This is a genomic window from Kitasatospora sp. NPDC089913, from assembly GCF_044748625.1.
In the GTDB taxonomy this organism is placed as follows: Bacteria; Actinomycetota; Actinomycetes; order Streptomycetales; family Streptomycetaceae; genus Kitasatospora.
Map to the genome: position 1 here is coordinate 258,996 of NZ_JBIVGI010000007.1, position 15,870 is coordinate 274,865.

14 protein-coding genes are annotated in these 15,870 nt (G+C 73.8%); 10 read left to right on the forward strand and 4 right to left on the reverse strand.

The window, feature by feature from the left end; all coding sequences use genetic code 11:
- Nucleotides 1–427 precede the first annotated feature (427 nt).
- The 9 genes from ACIPYS_RS14305 (at nucleotide 428) to ACIPYS_RS14345 (ending at nucleotide 11,255) form a co-directional block, all read left to right on the forward strand.
- Nucleotides 428–1,642, forward strand: a complete 1,215-nt coding sequence (locus ACIPYS_RS14305; protein WP_093860137.1) for a mechanosensitive ion channel family protein — start codon at nucleotides 428–430, stop codon at nucleotides 1,640–1,642.
- Nucleotides 1,643–1,869: 227 nt separating this feature from the next.
- Complete coding sequence (locus ACIPYS_RS14310) at nucleotides 1,870–3,057, forward strand: ROK family transcriptional regulator (RefSeq protein ID WP_400746121.1); 1,188 nt, start codon at nucleotides 1,870–1,872, stop codon at nucleotides 3,055–3,057.
- 152 nt (nucleotides 3,058–3,209) lie between these two features.
- On the forward strand, nucleotides 3,210–4,571 hold the full coding sequence (locus ACIPYS_RS14315) for an ABC transporter substrate-binding protein (protein WP_400746122.1): 1,362 nt from the start codon (nucleotides 3,210–3,212) through the stop codon (nucleotides 4,569–4,571).
- Between the two features lie 45 nt (nucleotides 4,572–4,616).
- A complete protein-coding gene (locus ACIPYS_RS14320) occupies nucleotides 4,617–5,615 on the forward strand; it encodes a carbohydrate ABC transporter permease (RefSeq protein WP_093860139.1) in 999 nt (332 codons plus the stop codon).
- 21 nt (nucleotides 5,616–5,636) lie between these two features.
- Complete coding sequence (locus ACIPYS_RS14325; RefSeq protein WP_093860140.1) at nucleotides 5,637–6,560, forward strand: carbohydrate ABC transporter permease; 924 nt, start codon at nucleotides 5,637–5,639, stop codon at nucleotides 6,558–6,560.
- Complete coding sequence (locus ACIPYS_RS14330; protein ID WP_093860141.1) at nucleotides 6,560–7,849, forward strand: 6-phospho-beta-glucosidase; 1,290 nt, start codon at nucleotides 6,560–6,562, stop codon at nucleotides 7,847–7,849. Before ACIPYS_RS14325 ends, ACIPYS_RS14330 begins: the two co-directional genes overlap by 1 nt.
- Nucleotides 7,850–8,045: 196 nt before the next feature.
- Nucleotides 8,046–9,065, forward strand: coding sequence for an N-acetylglucosamine kinase (locus ACIPYS_RS14335; protein WP_093860142.1), 1,020 nt, complete (start codon nucleotides 8,046–8,048; stop codon nucleotides 9,063–9,065).
- A 258-nt stretch (nucleotides 9,066–9,323) separates the two neighbouring features.
- Nucleotides 9,324–9,944 (forward strand): hypothetical protein, encoded by a 621-nt coding sequence (locus tag ACIPYS_RS14340; RefSeq protein WP_093860143.1) that lies wholly within the window; start codon nucleotides 9,324–9,326, stop codon nucleotides 9,942–9,944.
- Nucleotides 9,945–10,328: 384 nt separating this feature from the next.
- On the forward strand, nucleotides 10,329–11,255 hold the full coding sequence (locus ACIPYS_RS14345) for a GNAT family N-acetyltransferase (protein ID WP_400746126.1): 927 nt from the start codon (nucleotides 10,329–10,331) through the stop codon (nucleotides 11,253–11,255).
- 77 nt (nucleotides 11,256–11,332) lie between these two features.
- Here the strand turns inward: ACIPYS_RS14345 and ACIPYS_RS14350 are convergent, their stop codons facing one another.
- Together ACIPYS_RS14350 and ACIPYS_RS14355 are read right to left on the reverse strand one after the other, a co-directional pair.
- The gene (locus ACIPYS_RS14350; protein WP_400746128.1) at nucleotides 11,333–12,196 is read right to left on the reverse strand and encodes a hypothetical protein; all 864 of its coding nucleotides are present in this window, start codon (nucleotides 12,194–12,196) and stop codon (nucleotides 11,333–11,335) included.
- Between the two features lie 30 nt (nucleotides 12,197–12,226).
- Nucleotides 12,227–12,799 (reverse strand): papain-like cysteine protease family protein, encoded by a 573-nt coding sequence (locus ACIPYS_RS14355; protein ID WP_093860146.1) that lies wholly within the window; start codon nucleotides 12,797–12,799, stop codon nucleotides 12,227–12,229.
- 212 nt (nucleotides 12,800–13,011) lie between these two features.
- Here ACIPYS_RS14355 and ACIPYS_RS14360 point away from each other — a divergent pair, with 212 nt between their 5' ends.
- A complete protein-coding gene (locus ACIPYS_RS14360; protein ID WP_400746130.1) occupies nucleotides 13,012–13,200 on the forward strand; it encodes a hypothetical protein in 189 nt (62 codons plus the stop codon).
- A 58-nt stretch (nucleotides 13,201–13,258) separates the two neighbouring features.
- On the opposite strand, the gene ACIPYS_RS14365 is transcribed toward ACIPYS_RS14360, so the two are convergent.
- Both ACIPYS_RS14365 and ACIPYS_RS14370 read right to left on the reverse strand, forming a co-directional pair.
- Entirely contained in the window at nucleotides 13,259–15,058 is a 1,800-nt protein-coding gene (locus tag ACIPYS_RS14365; protein ID WP_400746132.1) for a glycoside hydrolase family 3 protein, read from the reverse strand.
- Nucleotides 15,055–15,849 carry a tyrosine-protein phosphatase gene (locus ACIPYS_RS14370; protein WP_400746134.1) on the reverse strand — a complete coding sequence of 265 codons (795 nt, stop codon included), beginning with the start codon at nucleotides 15,847–15,849 and terminating at the stop codon, nucleotides 15,055–15,057. Before ACIPYS_RS14370 ends, ACIPYS_RS14365 begins: the two co-directional genes overlap by 4 nt.
- Between the last annotated feature and the right edge of the window lie 21 nt (nucleotides 15,850–15,870).

Consider the following 15,870-nt stretch of genomic DNA (forward strand, 5'->3'; position numbering starts at 1 on the left):
TGCGGCGCGTGGCTCGCGCCGGGACGAGCGGTTCGATCGCGCAACGGGTGCGTGATCCACCCCAGTGTCGCCTTACGCCTTTGTACGGCGCCACCACTCCTGTGTAACGGACCCGGTGTGAACTCCGGGTGTGGGTTCTGTCATACCCGGTATGCCCGGGGGAAGCGCGGGTTGCACTCCGGTGCCCCGCCGGGGTACCGCTGGGCCGAGCGGAGCAGCGCGGAACCCGGCGTGCGGACGCGTTGACGGGGCGTCCGGACGGGTGCGCGCGCCTTGCGGCGGACCGGCCCGGACCGTTCGGCGTGTCGAGCCGGCGGCCGGACGGCGGCTAGGGTAGACGGACGGTCCGCAGGCCAGGGGCGTGCCAGTCCCGGGCGGGCGCCGCGGCGGCGGACCGGGTCACGACCCCTGCAGGAAGGTCCCGTACGTGTTCCGCTCCGGTGCCGCCGGCCTCCTCGCCGACGCGTCCACCACGACGCCGGCCTCGACGCCCGCGCCGTCCCCGACCCCCACCGCTCCGGAGTTGCCGGACCTCAGAATCCCGACCAGCGCGCAGGAGGTCTCCGACACCACCCGGCAGGCCGCCAGCTGGTTCGACTCGCACTGGCAGGACTGGCTGGCGAGCGGTGTCCGGATCGTCTTCATCATCGTGCTGGCCCTCGTGCTGCGGGCGATGGTGCGCAAGGTGATCACCCAGCTGATAACGCGGATGGTGCGGCCGGGCGAGAACGAGGACGAGCCCAGCCGGCTGGGCGGGCTGCTGGCCAACACCGGGGTGGTCAACCCCGAGCGGCGCCAGCAGCGGGCCGAGGCGATCGGCTCGGTGCTGCGCAGCGTCGCGTCGTTCTCGATCCTGGGCACGGCGGCGCTGATGGTGCTGTCCGCGCTCGGGGTGAACCTGGCGCCGCTGCTGGCGAGTGCCGGTGTGGCCGGTGTGGCGATCGGTTTCGGCGCCCGCAACCTGGTCACCGACTTCCTCTCCGGGGTCTTCATGATCATGGAGGACCAGTACGGCGTCGGCGACGAGATCGACACCGGGGTGGCCACCGGCACGGTGCTGGAGGTCGGCCTGCGGGTGACCAAGCTGCGCGGCGCGGGTGGCGAGATCTGGTACATCCGCAACGGCGAGGTGAAGCGCATCGCCAACATGAGCCAGGGCTGGTCGACCGCCTCGGTGGACGTCCAGGTCGGCTACAAGGAGGACCTGGAGCGGGTCGAGGCGCTGATCAAGGACACCGCCGAGGCGCTGGCCAAGGAGTCGCCGTTCGACGAGCTGGTCTGGGCGCCGTTCTCGGTGCTGGGCGTGGAGTCGGTGGCGGCGGACTCGGTGGTGCTGCGGGTCGAGGCGCGGACCGCCCCCGGCAAGTCGCTGAGCGTGGGGCGGGCGCTGCGCCAGCGGCTCAAGCAGGTCTTCGACGAGGCCGGGATCAAGGTCAAGGAGGAGGTCGGGCCGGCCGTCGCCGCGGGCGCGGCCGCCGGGACGGCCGCCGCGATGGTCCTCGGCGCGGCCGCGGCCCCGGCGCCGGGCACCGATCCGGCCCCGCCGTCCGCGCTGGCCGACCCGTCCTCGGCGGGCTACAAGGCGGCCACCCCGATACCGGCCCCCGTACGCCCGCCCGACGACGGCACCAAGGCGCCCTGACCGATCGGCGCAGGCCTCCCGGAGCCCCGCTTCCGCAGCACTCGGAGGCGGGGCTCCGTGCTGTCCCGGGGCCGTCGGGTAACGAGTCGGCATCCTCCGTGCGAAGGGCCATTGACACTCCGCTGACGGGGCCCGTACGGTCCTGTCCCAAGCGACTGGAAAGTTTCCTAACAGTTCGCGCCTGGCCCGACCGGAATCCCGGCCGCCCCGAGGAGGAGGATCGTCCCGTGACCAGAAGCCACACCAAGACCCCCCTCGCCGGCACTCCCAGCCTCCTGCGGGCCATCAACGACCGCGCCGCGCTCGAACTGCTGCTGGCGAACGGGCCGCTCTCCCGCACCCAGATCGGCACCCTCACCGGGCTCTCCAAGCCGACCGCCTCCCAGCTGCTGGCGCGGCTGGAAGCGGCCGGGCTGGTGCTGCCGGTGGGCACCACGGCCGGCGGACCGGGGCCCAACGCGCAGCTGTACCAGGTGAATCCCGCCGCCGGCTACGTCGCCGGACTGGACGTCACCAACAGCCACGTCCGGGTCGCGGTCGCCGACATCAGCGGCACCACCCTCTCCGAGCACGTCGTCCCCACCAAGGGCTGGCAGGCCGCCGCGACCGTGCCCCGGGTGGCCGACGCGGTCGCCGGGGCGGTCCGCGCCGCCGGGCTCGCCGAGGGCGCCCTGCACACCGTGGTGATCGGCGTCGGCGGCGCGCCCGACCCGGTCACCGGCAAGCTGCGGTACGCCTCGCACCTGCCCGGCTGGCACGCGCCGCGGCTGGCCGAGGGGCTGGCCGGGGCGATCGGCGCGCCGGTGACGATCGAGAACGACGTGAACCTCGCCGCCGTCGCGGAGCAGTCCTCCGGCGCGGCCGGCGGCTTCGAGGACTTCGTGCTGCTGTGGGCGGGCGAGGGCACCGGCGCCGCGATCGTGATCGCCGGCCGGCTGCACCGCGGCTTCACCGGCGGCGCCGGGGAGGTCGGCTACATGCCGGTGCCCGGCTCGCCGGTCCGGGACGCCCGCCGGCGCAACTCCGGCGGCTTCCAGGAACTCGTCGGCGCCCCCGCCGTCCGGGCCCTGGCCAAGGAGCACGGGATCGCCGCGCCGAGCGCCGAGGAGGCGGTCGCCCGGGCCCTCGACACCCCCGGCGCGGGCGACTCCTTCCTCACCGAGCTGGCCGCCCGGCTGGCCGTCGGCCTGGCCGTGATCGTCGCCGTCGTCGACCCCCGGCTGGTGGTGCTCTCCGGCGGGGTCCCGACCGCCGGCGGCGAACGGCTGCGGGCCCTGGTCGAGGAGGAGCTGGCCAGGATCTCGCCCGCCCGGCCCGAGGTCCGGGGCAGCACGCTGACCGGCTCGCCGGTCCTGATCGGCGCGCTGGCCCGCGCGCTGGCCGCCGCCCGCGAGGCGGTCTTCTCGACCCACTGACGTCCCCCGCACACAGGCCCACGCACACAGGCCCACGCACACAGCCCGACGCACGGCCCGCACCGCTCGACCCTGCACCCACCTCTCCCCATCCCGAACGCGGGACCCGAGGCAATGACGCCTGCCCGCGGCACCCCCAGGAGGACCTCGAAGTGCAATCCACCACCTCCCCCGCCCGCAGAAGCCGCCGGACGCTCGCCGCCGTCACCGGCAGCGCCGTCCTCGCCCTGCTCGCCACCGCCTGCACCGGCAGCAGCGACGGCGGCTCCGGCGACGACTCCGCCAGTGGCAAGGACGTCACGATCACCTTCTGGCACGGCTGGAGCCAGGACTCCGAGGTGAAGGCGATCAACGACAACATCGCCGCCTTCGAGAAGGCCCACCCCAACATCCACGTCAAGGCCGTCGGCAACATCGCCGACGACAAGGTCAACCAGGCCCTGCGGGCCGGCGGCGACGACGCCCCCGACGTGGTGTCCTCCTTCACCACCAACAACGTCGGCATGTTCTGTTCGACCAAGGCCTTCGTCGACCTCAAGCCGCTGCTGGCCAAGGACGGCATCGACGCCGCCAAGACCTTCCCGGCCGCGATGCTCAACTACACGCAGTTCCAGGGCAACCAGTGCTCCCTGCCGCTGCTCGGCGACGCCTTCGGCCTGTACTACAACAAGAAGGCCTTCGCCGACGCGGGCATCACCAACCCGCCGAAGACCTTCACCGAGTTCGCCGAGGTCGCCAACAAGCTCACCGTCCCCGAGGGCGACGGCTACAAGCAGCTCGGCTTCATGCCGCTGTACCACGGCTACGAGTCGACCACCGAGCACTTCCTCGGCCAGTACGGCCCCACGTACTTCGACTCCGCCGGCAAGTCCACCGTCGCCACCGACCCGAAGGTCGCCGCGATGCTGAAGTGGCAGAAGAGCATGGTCGACAAGCTCGGCGGCTACGACAAGCTGGAGAAGTACCGCGCCACCTTCGGCGAGGAGTTCAGCGCCAAGAACCCGTTCCACACCGGCCAGGTCGCGATGGCCATCGACGGCGAGTGGCGCACCGCCTCGCTCGCCACCGACAAGCCGGACTTCGACTGGGCGACCGCGCCGTTCCCGGTGCCGGACGACCAGCAGGACACCTACGGCCGCGGCTACCAGACCGGCACCATCGTCGGCATCGCCAGCACCAGCAAGAAGCAGGCCGCCGCCTGGGAGTTCGTGAAGTTCCTGACCACCGACACCGACGCGGTCGTCTCCTTCGCCAACGCGATCCACAACGTGCCGAGCACCTTCGCCGCGCTGGAGTCGCCGAAGCTGGTCGCCGACGAGAACTTCAAGACCTTCGTGAACATCGCCAAGCACGCCAGCTCCGGCACCACGCCGGCCGTCGTCAACGGCGGCGGCTACCTGGTCTCCGTGCAGAACCTCGGCTACGACTACGAGTCCGGCAAGCAGACCGACCTCACGGCCGGCCTCGCCGCCACCGCCAAGGAGATCGACGCCGCCATCGCCCAGGCCAAGTAGCGCGCACCCCGCACCCCGCACGCCCGGCCCGTCCTCGGAGCTCCCATGTCACTCGCGTCCGCCACCCGCAAGGGGGCCGGAGCGACCGCCCCGGCGGCGCCTCCCGTGCAGCAGCTGCTGCGCCGGAAGCGCCGCCGGGCGGCGGCCCGCACCCTCGCCTTCCTCTCCCCCTGGCTGATCGGGTTCAGCGTCTTCTTCCTGTACCCGCTGATCTCGACGATCTACTTCTCGTTCACCAAGTACAACGGCTTCGGCTCGCCCACCTTCACCGGCCTGAAGAACTGGGACTACGTCTTCAACGACCTCCCGGCGTTCTGGCAGGGCCTGCGCAACACCCTGTGGCTGGTCGTCGTCATGGTGAGCCTGCGGGTGGCGTTCGGACTCGGCATCGGGCTGCTGATCACCAAGATCAAGACCGGGGTCGGCTTCTTCCGCACCGCCTTCTACCTGCCGTACCTGGCCCCGCCGGTGGCCGCCACCGTCGCCTTCGCCTTCCTGCTCAACCCCGGCACCGGCCCGGTGAACCACTTCCTCGGCGAGATCGGTCTGCCGCAGCCCGGCTGGTTCGCCGACCCGAACTGGTCGAAGCCCGCGCTCACCCTGCTCGCCATGTGGGGCGTCGGCGACCTGATGGTCATCTTCATGGCCTCCCTGCTGGACGTCCCGAAGGAGCAGTACGAGGCCGCCGAGCTCGACGGGGCCGGCCCGTTCCAGAAGTTCCGCTACGTCACCCTGCCGAACATCTCGCCGATCATCATGTTCGCGGTGGTCACCGGCGTCATCCAGACCATGCAGTACTACACGCAGGCGTTCGTCGCCGGGCGGGTCGCCGCCGGCAACGCCGGCAACTCCGGCCAGCAGTTCGAGCCCGGCTACCCGAACGGCTCCACCTGGACCCTGCCGCAGATGGTCTACAACCTCGGCTTCCAGCGCTTCAACTACGGCGCGGCGTGCGTCGTGGCCCTGGTGCTGTTCGTCATCTCGATGGCCGTGACCTCGGTGCTGATGCGCCGCAAGTCCGGCTTCATGGCCAGCGACGACTAGCGGCCCAGTGAGGACACGATCATGACTCTCAGCTCGACCCTCCCCTCCGAGGCCCCCGGGAAGCGGACCGGCCGGGGCGCCACCCGCGGCCCCGTCACCGCTGCCGAGCGGGTCGCCCGCCGGCGCGCGCTGCTCAACTGGGTGGCCGTCCACTCGCTGGCGATCGCCGCCGGCCTCTTCTTCCTGCTGCCGTTCGTCTTCGTCTTCCTCACCTCGGTGATGACCGACAGCCAGGCACTCACCACCGACTACTGGCCCACCTCCTGGAACTGGGGCAACTACGGCAAGGTCTGGAACACCCCCGGCTTCCTGACCTGGTGGCGCAACACCCTGCTCTACGCGCTCGCCGGCACCGTGCTGACCATCGTCTCCAGCCTGCCGGTCGCCTACGCGCTCGCGAAGTTCCGCTTCCGCGGCCGCAACCTGGCGATGATGGCGGTCATCTCGATGATGATGCTGCCGCCGCAGGTCACCATCATCCCGATGTACCTGTTCTGGGCGAAGCAGCTGGGCCTCGGCGGCTCGCTCTGGCCGCTGATCATCCCGATGGCCTTCGGCGACGCCTTCTCGATCTTCCTGCTGCGGCAGTTCCTGCTGACCATCCCCAAGGAGTACATCGAGGCGGCCCGGATCGACGGCTGCGGCGAACTCCGCACCCTGCTGCGGGTGGTGCTGCCGATGGCCAAGCCGGCCATCGCCGCCGTCGCGCTGTTCCAGTTCTTCTACTGCTGGAACGACTACTTCGGCCCGCAGATCTACGCCAGCAGCAACCACGACGCCTGGACCCTCTCCTACGGACTGGAGTCCTTCAAGGGCGCCCACCACACCAACTGGAACCTCACCATGGCCGCCACCCTGCTGGTGATGGCCCCGGTGATCGTCCTCTTCTTCTTCGCACAGAAGGCCTTCATCGAAGGCGTGACACTGACAGGGGTCAAGGGCTGATGTCCGCACTCAAGCTGGCCATCATCGGCGGCGGTTCTACGTACACCCCGGAGCTGATCGACGGCTTCGCCCGGCTCCGGGACACCCTTCCGATCGGCGAACTCGTCCTCGTCGACCCGGCCGCCGACCGGCTGGAGCTGATCGGCGGGCTGGCCCGGCGGATCTTCGCCAAGCAGGGCCACGGCGCGGTCGTCACCACGACCACCGACATCGAGGCCGGCGTCGCGGACGCCGACGCGGTGCTGCTGCAGCTGCGGGTCGGCGGACAGGCCGCCCGCGACAAGGACGAGACCTGGCCGCTGGAGTGCGGCTGCGTCGGCCAGGAGACCACCGGCGCTGGTGGCCTCGCCAAGGCGCTGCGCACCGTCCCGGTGGTGCTCGACATCGCCGAGAAGGTCCGCCGCGCCAACCCGGACGCCTGGATCGTCGACTTCACCAACCCGGTCGGCATCGTCACCCGCGCGCTCCGGAACGCCGGCCACAAGGCCGTCGGCCTGTGCAACGTGGCCATCGGCTTCCAGCGCCGCTTCGCCAAGCACCTCGGGGTCGACCCGGAGCTGGTCCGCCTCGACCACGTCGGCCTCAACCACCTCAGCTGGGAGCGCGGCGTCACCCTGCTGGACGCGCCCGGCGCGGCCGGCGGCCGGGAGGTGCTGCCGGAACTGCTCGCCGGTTTCGGCAAGGAGATCGCCGACGACATCCGGCTGCCGCAGCGGGTGGTCGAGCGGCTCGGCGTCGTGCCGTCCTACTACCTGCGGTACTTCTACCAGCACGACCTGGTGGTGGAGGAGCTGAAGGTCAAGGGCTCCCGGGCCGCCGAGGTCGCCGAGATCGAGCGGCAGCTGCTGGAGCTGTACGCCGACCCGGCCCTCGACACCAAGCCGGAGCTGCTCGACCGGCGCGGCGGCGCGTTCTACTCCGAGGCGGCGGTGCAGCTCATCGCCGCCCTGCTCGGCACCGGCGGCGGGACCTCGGTGCAGGTGGTGAACACCCGCAACGACGGAGTGCTGCCGTTCCTGCCCGACGACGCAGTGATCGAGGTGCCGGCCGAGGTCGACGCGGCGGGCGTGCGCCCGCTGCCGCAGCGCCCGCTGGAGCCGCTGTACGCCGGCCTGGTCGCCGCCGTCACCTCCTACGAGCACCTGGCCCTGGACGCCGCCCTGCGCGGCGGTCGCGACCGGGTCTTCGACGCACTGCTCGCCCACCCGCTGGTCGGCCAGATCGAACTCGCCGACCGGCTCACGGACCGGCTGCTCGCCCACAACCGCGAGCACCTCGCCTGGGCCTGACCCGCCCGGCCTCCGTGCCGGTCCCGTCCCGGCGCCGGACCGGGCCTCGGTCCCCCGGCCCGCACTCCGTGGGGGGAGTGCGGGCCGGGCCTCCCGCGGCCCGGCGCCCGGCGCCCGGCGGAGACCGGGAGGAGAAGCCATCCCCGGCCGGGAAAGACCCCCGGCCGGGCCACGTACGACGAGCCGCGGGGACCCGATGACCCACCAGCCCGAACCACACCTGCCCGGCGTCCTCGCCATCGACGCCGGCAACTCCAAGACCGACGTCGCCCTCGTCGGCGCCGACGGCCGTGTTCTCGGCTCCGCCCGGGGCGGCGGCTTCACACCGCAGAAGACCGGCGGCGCCGCCGCCGTGGCCGGCCTCGCCCCGCTGGTCGAGGAGGCCGCCGCGGCCGCCGGGCTGACCGGCTGGACCGGCCCGCTGACCAGCCACGTCAGCGCCTGCCTGGCCAACGCCGACCTCCCGGTCGAGGAGGAGGCGCTGCGGGTGGCCCTGGAGTCCCACCCCTGGGGCGTCAGCAACACCGTCGTGAACGACACCTTCGGCCTGCTGCGGGCCGGCACCGACGGCCCGCGCGGGGTCGCCGTCGTCTGCGGCGCCGGCATCAACTGCGTCGGACTGCTGCCGGACGGCCGCACCGCCCGCTTCCCCGCCCTCGGCGAGCTCACCGGCGACTGGGGCGGCGGCGCGGGCCTGGCCGTCAGCAGCATGTGGCACGCCGTCCGCGCGGAGGACGGGCGCGGCGGGCCGACCGCGCTCGCGCCCGCGATCGCCGAGCACTTCGGCCTGCCCAGCGCCGGTGCCGTCGCCGAGGCCGTCCATCTCGGCCACCTGCCGTTCGCCCGGCTGCACGAGATCGTGCGGGTGCTGTTCGCGGTCGCCGGGGAGGGCGACCGGGCGGCGCTGGAGCTGATCGACCGGCAGGCCGACGAGATCACCCGGCTGGCGCTGGTCGCCCTGCGTCGCCTCGACCTGCTGGACACGCCGACGCCGGTGGTGCTCGGCGGCGGAGTGCTGGCCGCCCGGCAGTCACTGCTGCTGGACAACCTGACGGCGCGCCTGGCCCGGGAGGCACCGCTCGCCGAGCCCCGGATCGTCGTCGCGCCGCCGGTGCTGGGCGCGGTCCTGCTGGGCCTGGACCACCTGCGGGCCGGGCCGCAGGCGCAGGAGCGGGTGCGGCGGGCCTACGACCCGGCGCACTCCGTGGCCGCGTAGCCCCGTTCCCCCGCTCCGTCCGCTCCGTCCGCCCTCCGTCCTCCGTCCCCGCCGGGCCCGCACGCCCGGCGGGGACGGTCCTGTGCACGGGCGATCGTGCGTACGGGCGGTCCTGGGTACGCGCGGTCGTACGTCCGGGGCGGTCGTACGTCCGGGGCGGAAACGGTGGACGGCGGATTCGGTGGAGCGGAACCGGTCGGACGGATTCCACCTGTACGCGGGTGTCTCCTCCGGTCACGTTCCTGGAAGACTCGTCCCATGACCGCGCCCCGCCGCCTCCTCCTCGCCGTGCTGCTCTGCTGCGCCGTCACCACCGGCCTCGCCGCCTGCACCCCGATCGACGAGGACCCGACCCTGGCGATGTCCTCCGACGAGGTCGGCGACGTGCGCGACGCCGAGGACGCCGACGACACCGAGGACGCCGCGGAGGACTGGTACCCGGACACCGAGGAGTACTGGGCGGCCCCCGAGGCCGGGGCCGACCTCGACCTCGCCTCCCCGGCCGCCTCCCCCGCCGGCGTCTCCCCCACCGCCGTCTCCCCCACCGCCTGCGAGACCGGGGCCGGTCGCCGGGTGGTCCAGGTCCTCGACGTCCGGGACGGCCGGCTGAGCGTCCGCCCGGTGTCCCCGGGCTGCCCCGCCGACGCCGAACCGGCCGACCTCGCCCTGGCGGCGCACGCCACCGCCACCCTGGTCGACCTCCCGCACGACGAGCCGGCCAAGGAGGTCCAGCTGCCCGTCCTGCTGGACCACCTCGACACCTGTCTGTCCGGCGGCGAGCCCGAACCCCCCTACGCCTGCTACGGCGACACCTACGACCTGGTCGTGGACGCCCGCGGCCGGATCACCCGGATCCGGGAGCTGCGGGCGTCCTCCTGAGCCGTCCTGCCGGGCCGTCCGGGGCGGTCCTGCGGGGCGGTCCTGCGGGCGGCGGGACCGGGCCTCCCGGCGGCGGGGCTTGACCTCATCCGCGGTTGAGGTTGTCGGATGGGGACGTGACCCGGACGCCCGGTCGCCCGACCGGCGCGTGACGGATCGCGACCGGTCCGAGCCCCGCGGTCGATGCCCAGTCAGCGGCGTGGTCCAGGACCGGTCCGTCCCGGGGGCCGCCTCCGATCTCCTGCGATCGTGCCAGGAGGCGGCCCCCTCCTCCGTCCCCGGGCCCGACCGGGCCACCGGGTCGGGGCCACCGGACCGGTCTGCCGAACCGGTCCGCCGAATCCGGTCGACAGGACCGGCGCGGGTGGCGCAGAGTCAGGACGCATGACCGACCTCGCCGGACTCCCGCCGCTCCCCGCCCAGTACCGGTCCGCCCCGGCCGCCGTCGCCGACGCCCCCGCCGTCGCCCGGCTGGTCTCCGCCTGCGAGCGCGACCTGCTCGGCCGGCCCGAGAGCACGCCGGGCGAGGTCGCCGCCGACCTCGCGCACCCCGGCCTCGACCCCGCCCGGGACACCCTGCTGGTGCGGGACGCCTGCGGCGAGGTGGTCGGCTGGGCGTGGGTGCGCGGGGGACGGCGCAGCCGGGTCGACGTCCACCCCGGTCACCGGGGCGCCGGGCTGGGCGGGTGGCTGCTCGACTGGACCGAGGACCGGGCCCGGCGGGCGGGCGGGGAGCGGCTCGCGCAGGCCGTGGAGGACGGCGACCGGGCCGCCGTGGGACTGCTGCGCTCACGCGGCTACCTGCCGTTCGTCTCCCAGTGGCAGCTGGGGATCGCCCTGCCCGCCGCCCCGGTGGCGGCCGGACCGCCGGCGGGGATCTCCGTGCGGCCGTTCCGCCCGGGCGACGAGCGGGCGGCGCACCGGACGACCGAGGACGCGTTCGACGAGTGGCAGGTGCGGCGCAGTCCCTACGAGGAGTGGGCACCGCGGACGGTCGGGCACGACGCCTTCGCGCCCGCGCTCTCCCGGGTGGCCTTCGCCGGCGGGGACATGGTCGGCGCGGCGCTGGCCCTGGACCTGCCGGACCGCGGCGAGGGCCAGGTCGAGCGACTGGCGGTCCGCCGCGACCACCGGCACCGGGGGATCGCGCGGCTGCTGCTCGGCGAGGTGTTCGGCGCGCTCCACCGGCACGGCCGGGAGCGGTGCACCCTGTGGACGCACTCGGAGACGGGCGCGCTGCCGTTGTACCAGCGGTTGGGGATGACCGTCCGGCGCACCTCGTCGATGTACGGCAAGGCTCTCGGCGCCTAGAGCCTGTGCGCGAGGAGCCCGGGGAGCCGGCCGCCGCCCGGGCCGCCGTGGGACGGCGGCCCGGGCGGCGGCGGTGCTCAGACCGTGCCGCGGCGGCGGCGCCGGGACCGGCCGAGGGCGGCGGCCCCGCCCGCGAGCGCCAGGGCCGCGATCGAACCGCCCGCGAGCAGGGGCGTGCGGTCGGACGGCTCCGCCGCCGTGCCGCCGGGCCCGTAACCGCTGGACATGCCCCGGGTGTCGTACTCGGAGCCGGGCAGCTTGTCGGCGTAACGGCCCTTGACCACCTGCTGGTAGTCGGCGAGCGACATCGACGACCGGCCGCGGAGCCCCTCCCTGGCCTGGTCGTTGAGCGGCTCCACGGTGGAGAGGGTCAACCGGTACCAGCCGCGGATCTGCGGCTCGGTGAAGACCAGGGAGCCCGGGGTCGCGCTGCCCGCGTACCCGGCGTCGCTGTCGCCGTCCCGCACGCCCGCCAGGTGCCAGCCGCCGCCCTCGGTGGGGGCGAGCAGCACGGTGGCGGTGCGGTCGTTGACGGCGGCGCCGAGCGAGGAGACCAGGTTGCTGAGCCTGACCGCCGAGGTCGGCACCGGCAGTGCCGTGCCCGCGGCGAACTCCGGGGTGATCTCGTGCACCGCGAGCGGGTCGTTGAGGGTGAACGCGGGCAGGCCCGCGCACGGGTGCGGCGTGTCGGGGACCGTCACCGCGCCGCCCGGCCCGCCGTCGGGCCCGGCGGCGGGCAGCGGGGTGGCGAGGAAACGGCAGACGGCGTCGTGGACGCCGGCCGACCGCACCAGGTCCAGGGCAGCCTGGAAGTCGGGGATGTCGGCCGCCCGGGCCGGGCCGGCCGCGGACAGCAGCACGGACGCGCCCAGCGCCGCGACCAGGGACAGCCGGGAGAACCGGGGGGACTTCCGGCCGGCGGACTCGACTCGGTCACGCATGTGTCGTCACTCCTTCTCTGTCTTCTCGGTCTAGCGGGAGATGCCGGTACGGGAGTGGGTCCAGCGGAACGAGCTGTTGTTGACGTAGTCGTTGTAGTTCCACCACGTGTAGGTGGTGGTGTCCGGCCACGGGTCGCCGACGGCGATGGTGTTGTTCGAGGTGTCGAAGCCGTAGACGACGTTCATGTGGCCGCCGCCGGACTTCCAGCCGATCCGGGCGCCGATCGGCCGGGCGGCCTTGACGTCGCTGGTGACCTCGGCGAACGACGCCGCGCGCACCAGGCCGGTGCCGGGGTTGGCCATGCCCAGGTCGTACCAGGCGTTGGCCATGTCCTCGAGCCTGGCGGGCTGGTTGTCGCAGCTCGGACCGCCGGCGTACGAGGAGGCGCGCCTGCAGAAGTCCGCCTGGGTGCTGCCGTAGCCCTGGAACTTGGCGATGGTGAGCCCGGAGGCCGACCAGCACCACTGGGTCTTCTCCTGCTTCAGCATGGTGATCTGGTCGTAGCCGGCTTCCGCCCTGGCCGTACCGCCCGCGGCCAGGAGGACCGCCGAGGCCGCGAGGGCCAGCGCCGAGCCGGTGACGGTGTGCCTGAATCTCCTCATGTTCCTGCCTTCCCGTGGGGCGTGGGATGCCCAGCGCCATGACAGCGCGGACCGCCGCCGTTCACCGGACGGCTCGTCGGAGGCAGGGCCGAAGGGATGGTTAGCCGTATAAGATCCGGATGGCTGGAAACATTCGTAGCCGGAGGGCCCTTGGGGCGCGTGGACACACGGCGCCGGGCGACCCGTCGACAACTCCCGGAGTCATCGGCGTCATGTACCGACACCTTCGCCCGACCGGCGTCACGGGCGTCGACCTCGAGCAGTGGGTGGACGTCGACGGCCGGACCCGATACGCGGAGAAGCGCTGGACGAGCAACGGCACAGCGGTGCTGGTCACGATGGAGTTCGGCGACTACGGGCCGCCGGAGGTCTTCGACTCCCCGATCCCGAGCACGGCCTGACGCAGCGGCGCCCGCCGGACGGGAGGCCGTCCGGCGGCGCCGCGCGGTGCCCGCCCGGTCAGCCGGCGCTGCCGCGCGGGGCGGTCGGGTGGCCGAAGCGGAACAGCGGGTCGGCGGTGTCGAAGGGGACGTCCTCCCGGGCGGCGTCGACGGCCGCGTCGGAGCGCGGGAGGTCGAAGGGGAGGGTGCCGGTCATCGGGGTGCGGCCGAACACGGCGTCCAGGACGATGTCGTCGGCGGCGCCGAACTCGCCCACCAGCAGGGCCGCGTGGGGTGCCAGCGGGGTGAGGACGGCGGGGCGCTCCAACTGCGCGACGAGCGCCGTGGGCAGTGCCCGGGCCAGTTCCGCCAGCCGGTCCGCCTCGGCCGGTTCGAACTCCAGCGAGCCGGAGTGGAAGGCCTGTTCCAGCAGCCCTTCGCGCTTCTCGTAGGGCGTGGCGAGCCGGAGCACCGCGAGCTCGGCGTCCTCGGGCCGGTCGACGACGGTGCCGTAGCGGGCGGCCACGGCCGGGTCGACGCCCTCGACGTAGAGGCGGGTGCCGGTGAGCGGGCGGCCGGCCAGGTGCACCAGCGAGCGGGCCTGGACCTCGCGGCCCAGCGCGCGTCCCCCGGGTGCGCCGACCAGTTCGACGGCGGCCTCGACGTCCACGTACGGGTCGTCGAAGAGGCCGAGGCGGAACTTGTCGCGCAGGATCCGGCGGACGGACTCGTCGAGGCGCGCCTCGGTGACGGCTCCGGAGCGGACCACGCCGAGGATCAGTTCCGGGTCGGTCTCGCCGCCGAGCTGGTCGGCCCCGGCGTGCAGGGTCAGCGCCACCTGCTCCGGCACGGACAGCTCCTCCACGCCCCAGTGGCGCGGCGGCAGGCTGACGATGCCGGGGACGTCCATGCCGGTGATGGCGTTGAAGTCGGTGCAGACCACACCGTCGAAGCCGTACTTCCCGCGCAGCAGACCGGTGATGACGTCGTGGTTGAAGTTGGCGCCGACCTCGGCCAGCCCGCTGCCGGAGGGGATCGCGTAGGCGGGCATGATCTGCGCGGTGCCGGCCTCGAACGCGGCCTCGAAGGGGCGCAGGTGCCGGTCGAGCGCGCCGCCCGGGTAGACCAGCCGGCGGCCGGCCGCGAAGTGCGAGTCCTCGCCCTTGAACTGCGGGCCGCCGCCCGGGAAGTGCTTGGTCATGCAGGCGACGCTGTCCGGCCCGATCCGCTCGCCCTGGAGGCCGCGGATGTAGGCGGCGATGATCCGGGAGGCGCGGTCCGGGTCCTCGCCGAAGGTTCCGCTGATCCGGGCCCAGCGCGGTTCGGTGGCGAGGTCGGCCATCGGGTGGATGGCGACCCGGATGCCGACGGCCCGCAGTTCGCGGCCGATCAGCGCGGCGTACCGCTCGACGAGTTCCGGGTCGTCGGTGGCGGCAAGGCCGATCGGCTCGGGGCCGGTGGAGAAGCCGCCGCCGGTGAAGGCGGTGGCCGGGTTGGCGGTGAAGCCGTGCCGGGGGTCGGAGGCGAGGGTGACCGGGATGCCGAGCCGGGCGGCGGCGGCGAGGTCCTGGACGTGGTTGTTCCACTCGGCCATGGCGCGGGCGTCGGGGACGGCCATCATGCCGAAGGCGGTGAGGCCGCGTTCGGTGATGAGGTGCTCGCCGGAGGGGAAGGGGCCCTGGTTGCCGGGGAGCATCCGGCCGTGCAGCATCTGGGCGGCCTTCTCCGCCGGGGTCATCCGGGCCAGCAGGTCCTCGACCCGCGCCTCGACGGGCAGCCGGGGGTCCTCGTAGGGCTCCATCGTGCCGTTGTGGTTGAGGTCGCGGAACGGTGTGCCGTCGGTGTGGCGCAGCAGCGGCGGGCGGCTCACGGTGCTCACGCCGTCACCCCGGCGGGAGCGGCGGCGGGCCCGGCGGGGACGGCGGGGACGGCGGGGACGGTGGCGGGAGCGGCCTTGGCGCGGAAGGCGGCGACGGTCGCGGCGTCCACGCCGCAGTGGGCGAGGAAGCCCTCGGTGCCGCCGTAGCGGCTGCCGACCAGCTCCAGGAAGGCGGCCATCGCGCCGGCCGGGGCCTCCAGCAGCGGACGGGGGACGACCAGGTTGCCGGTCGTGTAGTCGTTCAGCGCGGCCCGGTTGCGCTCGGCCAGGCCCTGGAAGATCTGGGTCAGCGCCGCGCCGGTGCGGGCGTAGTCGGCGACGATCTCCTCGGCGGGCACGCCGAGCAGGTCGAGCAGCAGGGCGGTCAGGAAGCCGGTGCGGTCCTTGCCCGCGGCGCAGTGCAGCAGCACCCCGCCGGGGCGGGCCGCGGCCTCGACGGCGAGCCTGACGGCCTCGGGGGCGGACTCGGCCATCAGCAGGTAGAAGGCGCCGAGGTCGGCGTCGGTGACCATCGCCTGCATGGCCGCCTCCAGTTCCGCGGTGGTGGGCTGGATACGGGCGGCGACCACCTCGACGCCGTCGGCCGCCGACACCGCCCAGTCCTCGTCCCGCGCCTCGCCGTCGCCGCGCAGGTCGACGATCGTGCGGACGCCGGCGGTGCGCAGCTGGGCGGCGATCCCGGCGTCGTCCTGGGGGAAGGGCTGGGCGGAGCGGTGCAGGACGCCGGGGCGGATCCACCGGCCGGCGGGGTCGGCGAGGGTGGCGGGGTCGCGGAAGTTGACCAGGGTCATGACGGGGGCCTTTCGGTGGGG

What these genes read in the sequence shown, in the direction of transcription:
- ACIPYS_RS14320 (WP_093860139.1), top strand. Translation starts at nt 4,617, where the DNA reads ATGTCACTCGCGTCCGCCACCCGCAAGGGGGCCGGAGCGACCGCCCCG.
- ACIPYS_RS14325 (WP_093860140.1), top strand. Translation starts at nt 5,637, where the DNA reads ATGACTCTCAGCTCGACCCTCCCCTCCGAGGCCCCCGGGAAGCGGACC.
- ACIPYS_RS14330 (WP_093860141.1), top strand. Translation starts at nt 6,560, where the DNA reads ATGTCCGCACTCAAGCTGGCCATCATCGGCGGCGGTTCTACGTACACC.
- ACIPYS_RS14335 (WP_093860142.1), top strand. Translation starts at nt 8,046, where the DNA reads ATGACCCACCAGCCCGAACCACACCTGCCCGGCGTCCTCGCCATCGAC.
- ACIPYS_RS14340 (WP_093860143.1), top strand. Translation starts at nt 9,324, where the DNA reads ATGACCGCGCCCCGCCGCCTCCTCCTCGCCGTGCTGCTCTGCTGCGCC.
- ACIPYS_RS14345 (WP_400746126.1), top strand. Translation starts at nt 10,329, where the DNA reads ATGACCGACCTCGCCGGACTCCCGCCGCTCCCCGCCCAGTACCGGTCC.
- ACIPYS_RS14350 (WP_400746128.1), bottom strand. Translation starts at nt 12,196, where the DNA reads ATGCGTGACCGAGTCGAGTCCGCCGGCCGGAAGTCCCCCCGGTTCTCC.
- ACIPYS_RS14355 (WP_093860146.1), bottom strand. Translation starts at nt 12,799, where the DNA reads ATGAGGAGATTCAGGCACACCGTCACCGGCTCGGCGCTGGCCCTCGCG.
- ACIPYS_RS14360 (WP_400746130.1), top strand. Translation starts at nt 13,012, where the DNA reads ATGTACCGACACCTTCGCCCGACCGGCGTCACGGGCGTCGACCTCGAG.
- ACIPYS_RS14370 (WP_400746134.1), bottom strand. Translation starts at nt 15,849, where the DNA reads ATGACCCTGGTCAACTTCCGCGACCCCGCCACCCTCGCCGACCCCGCC.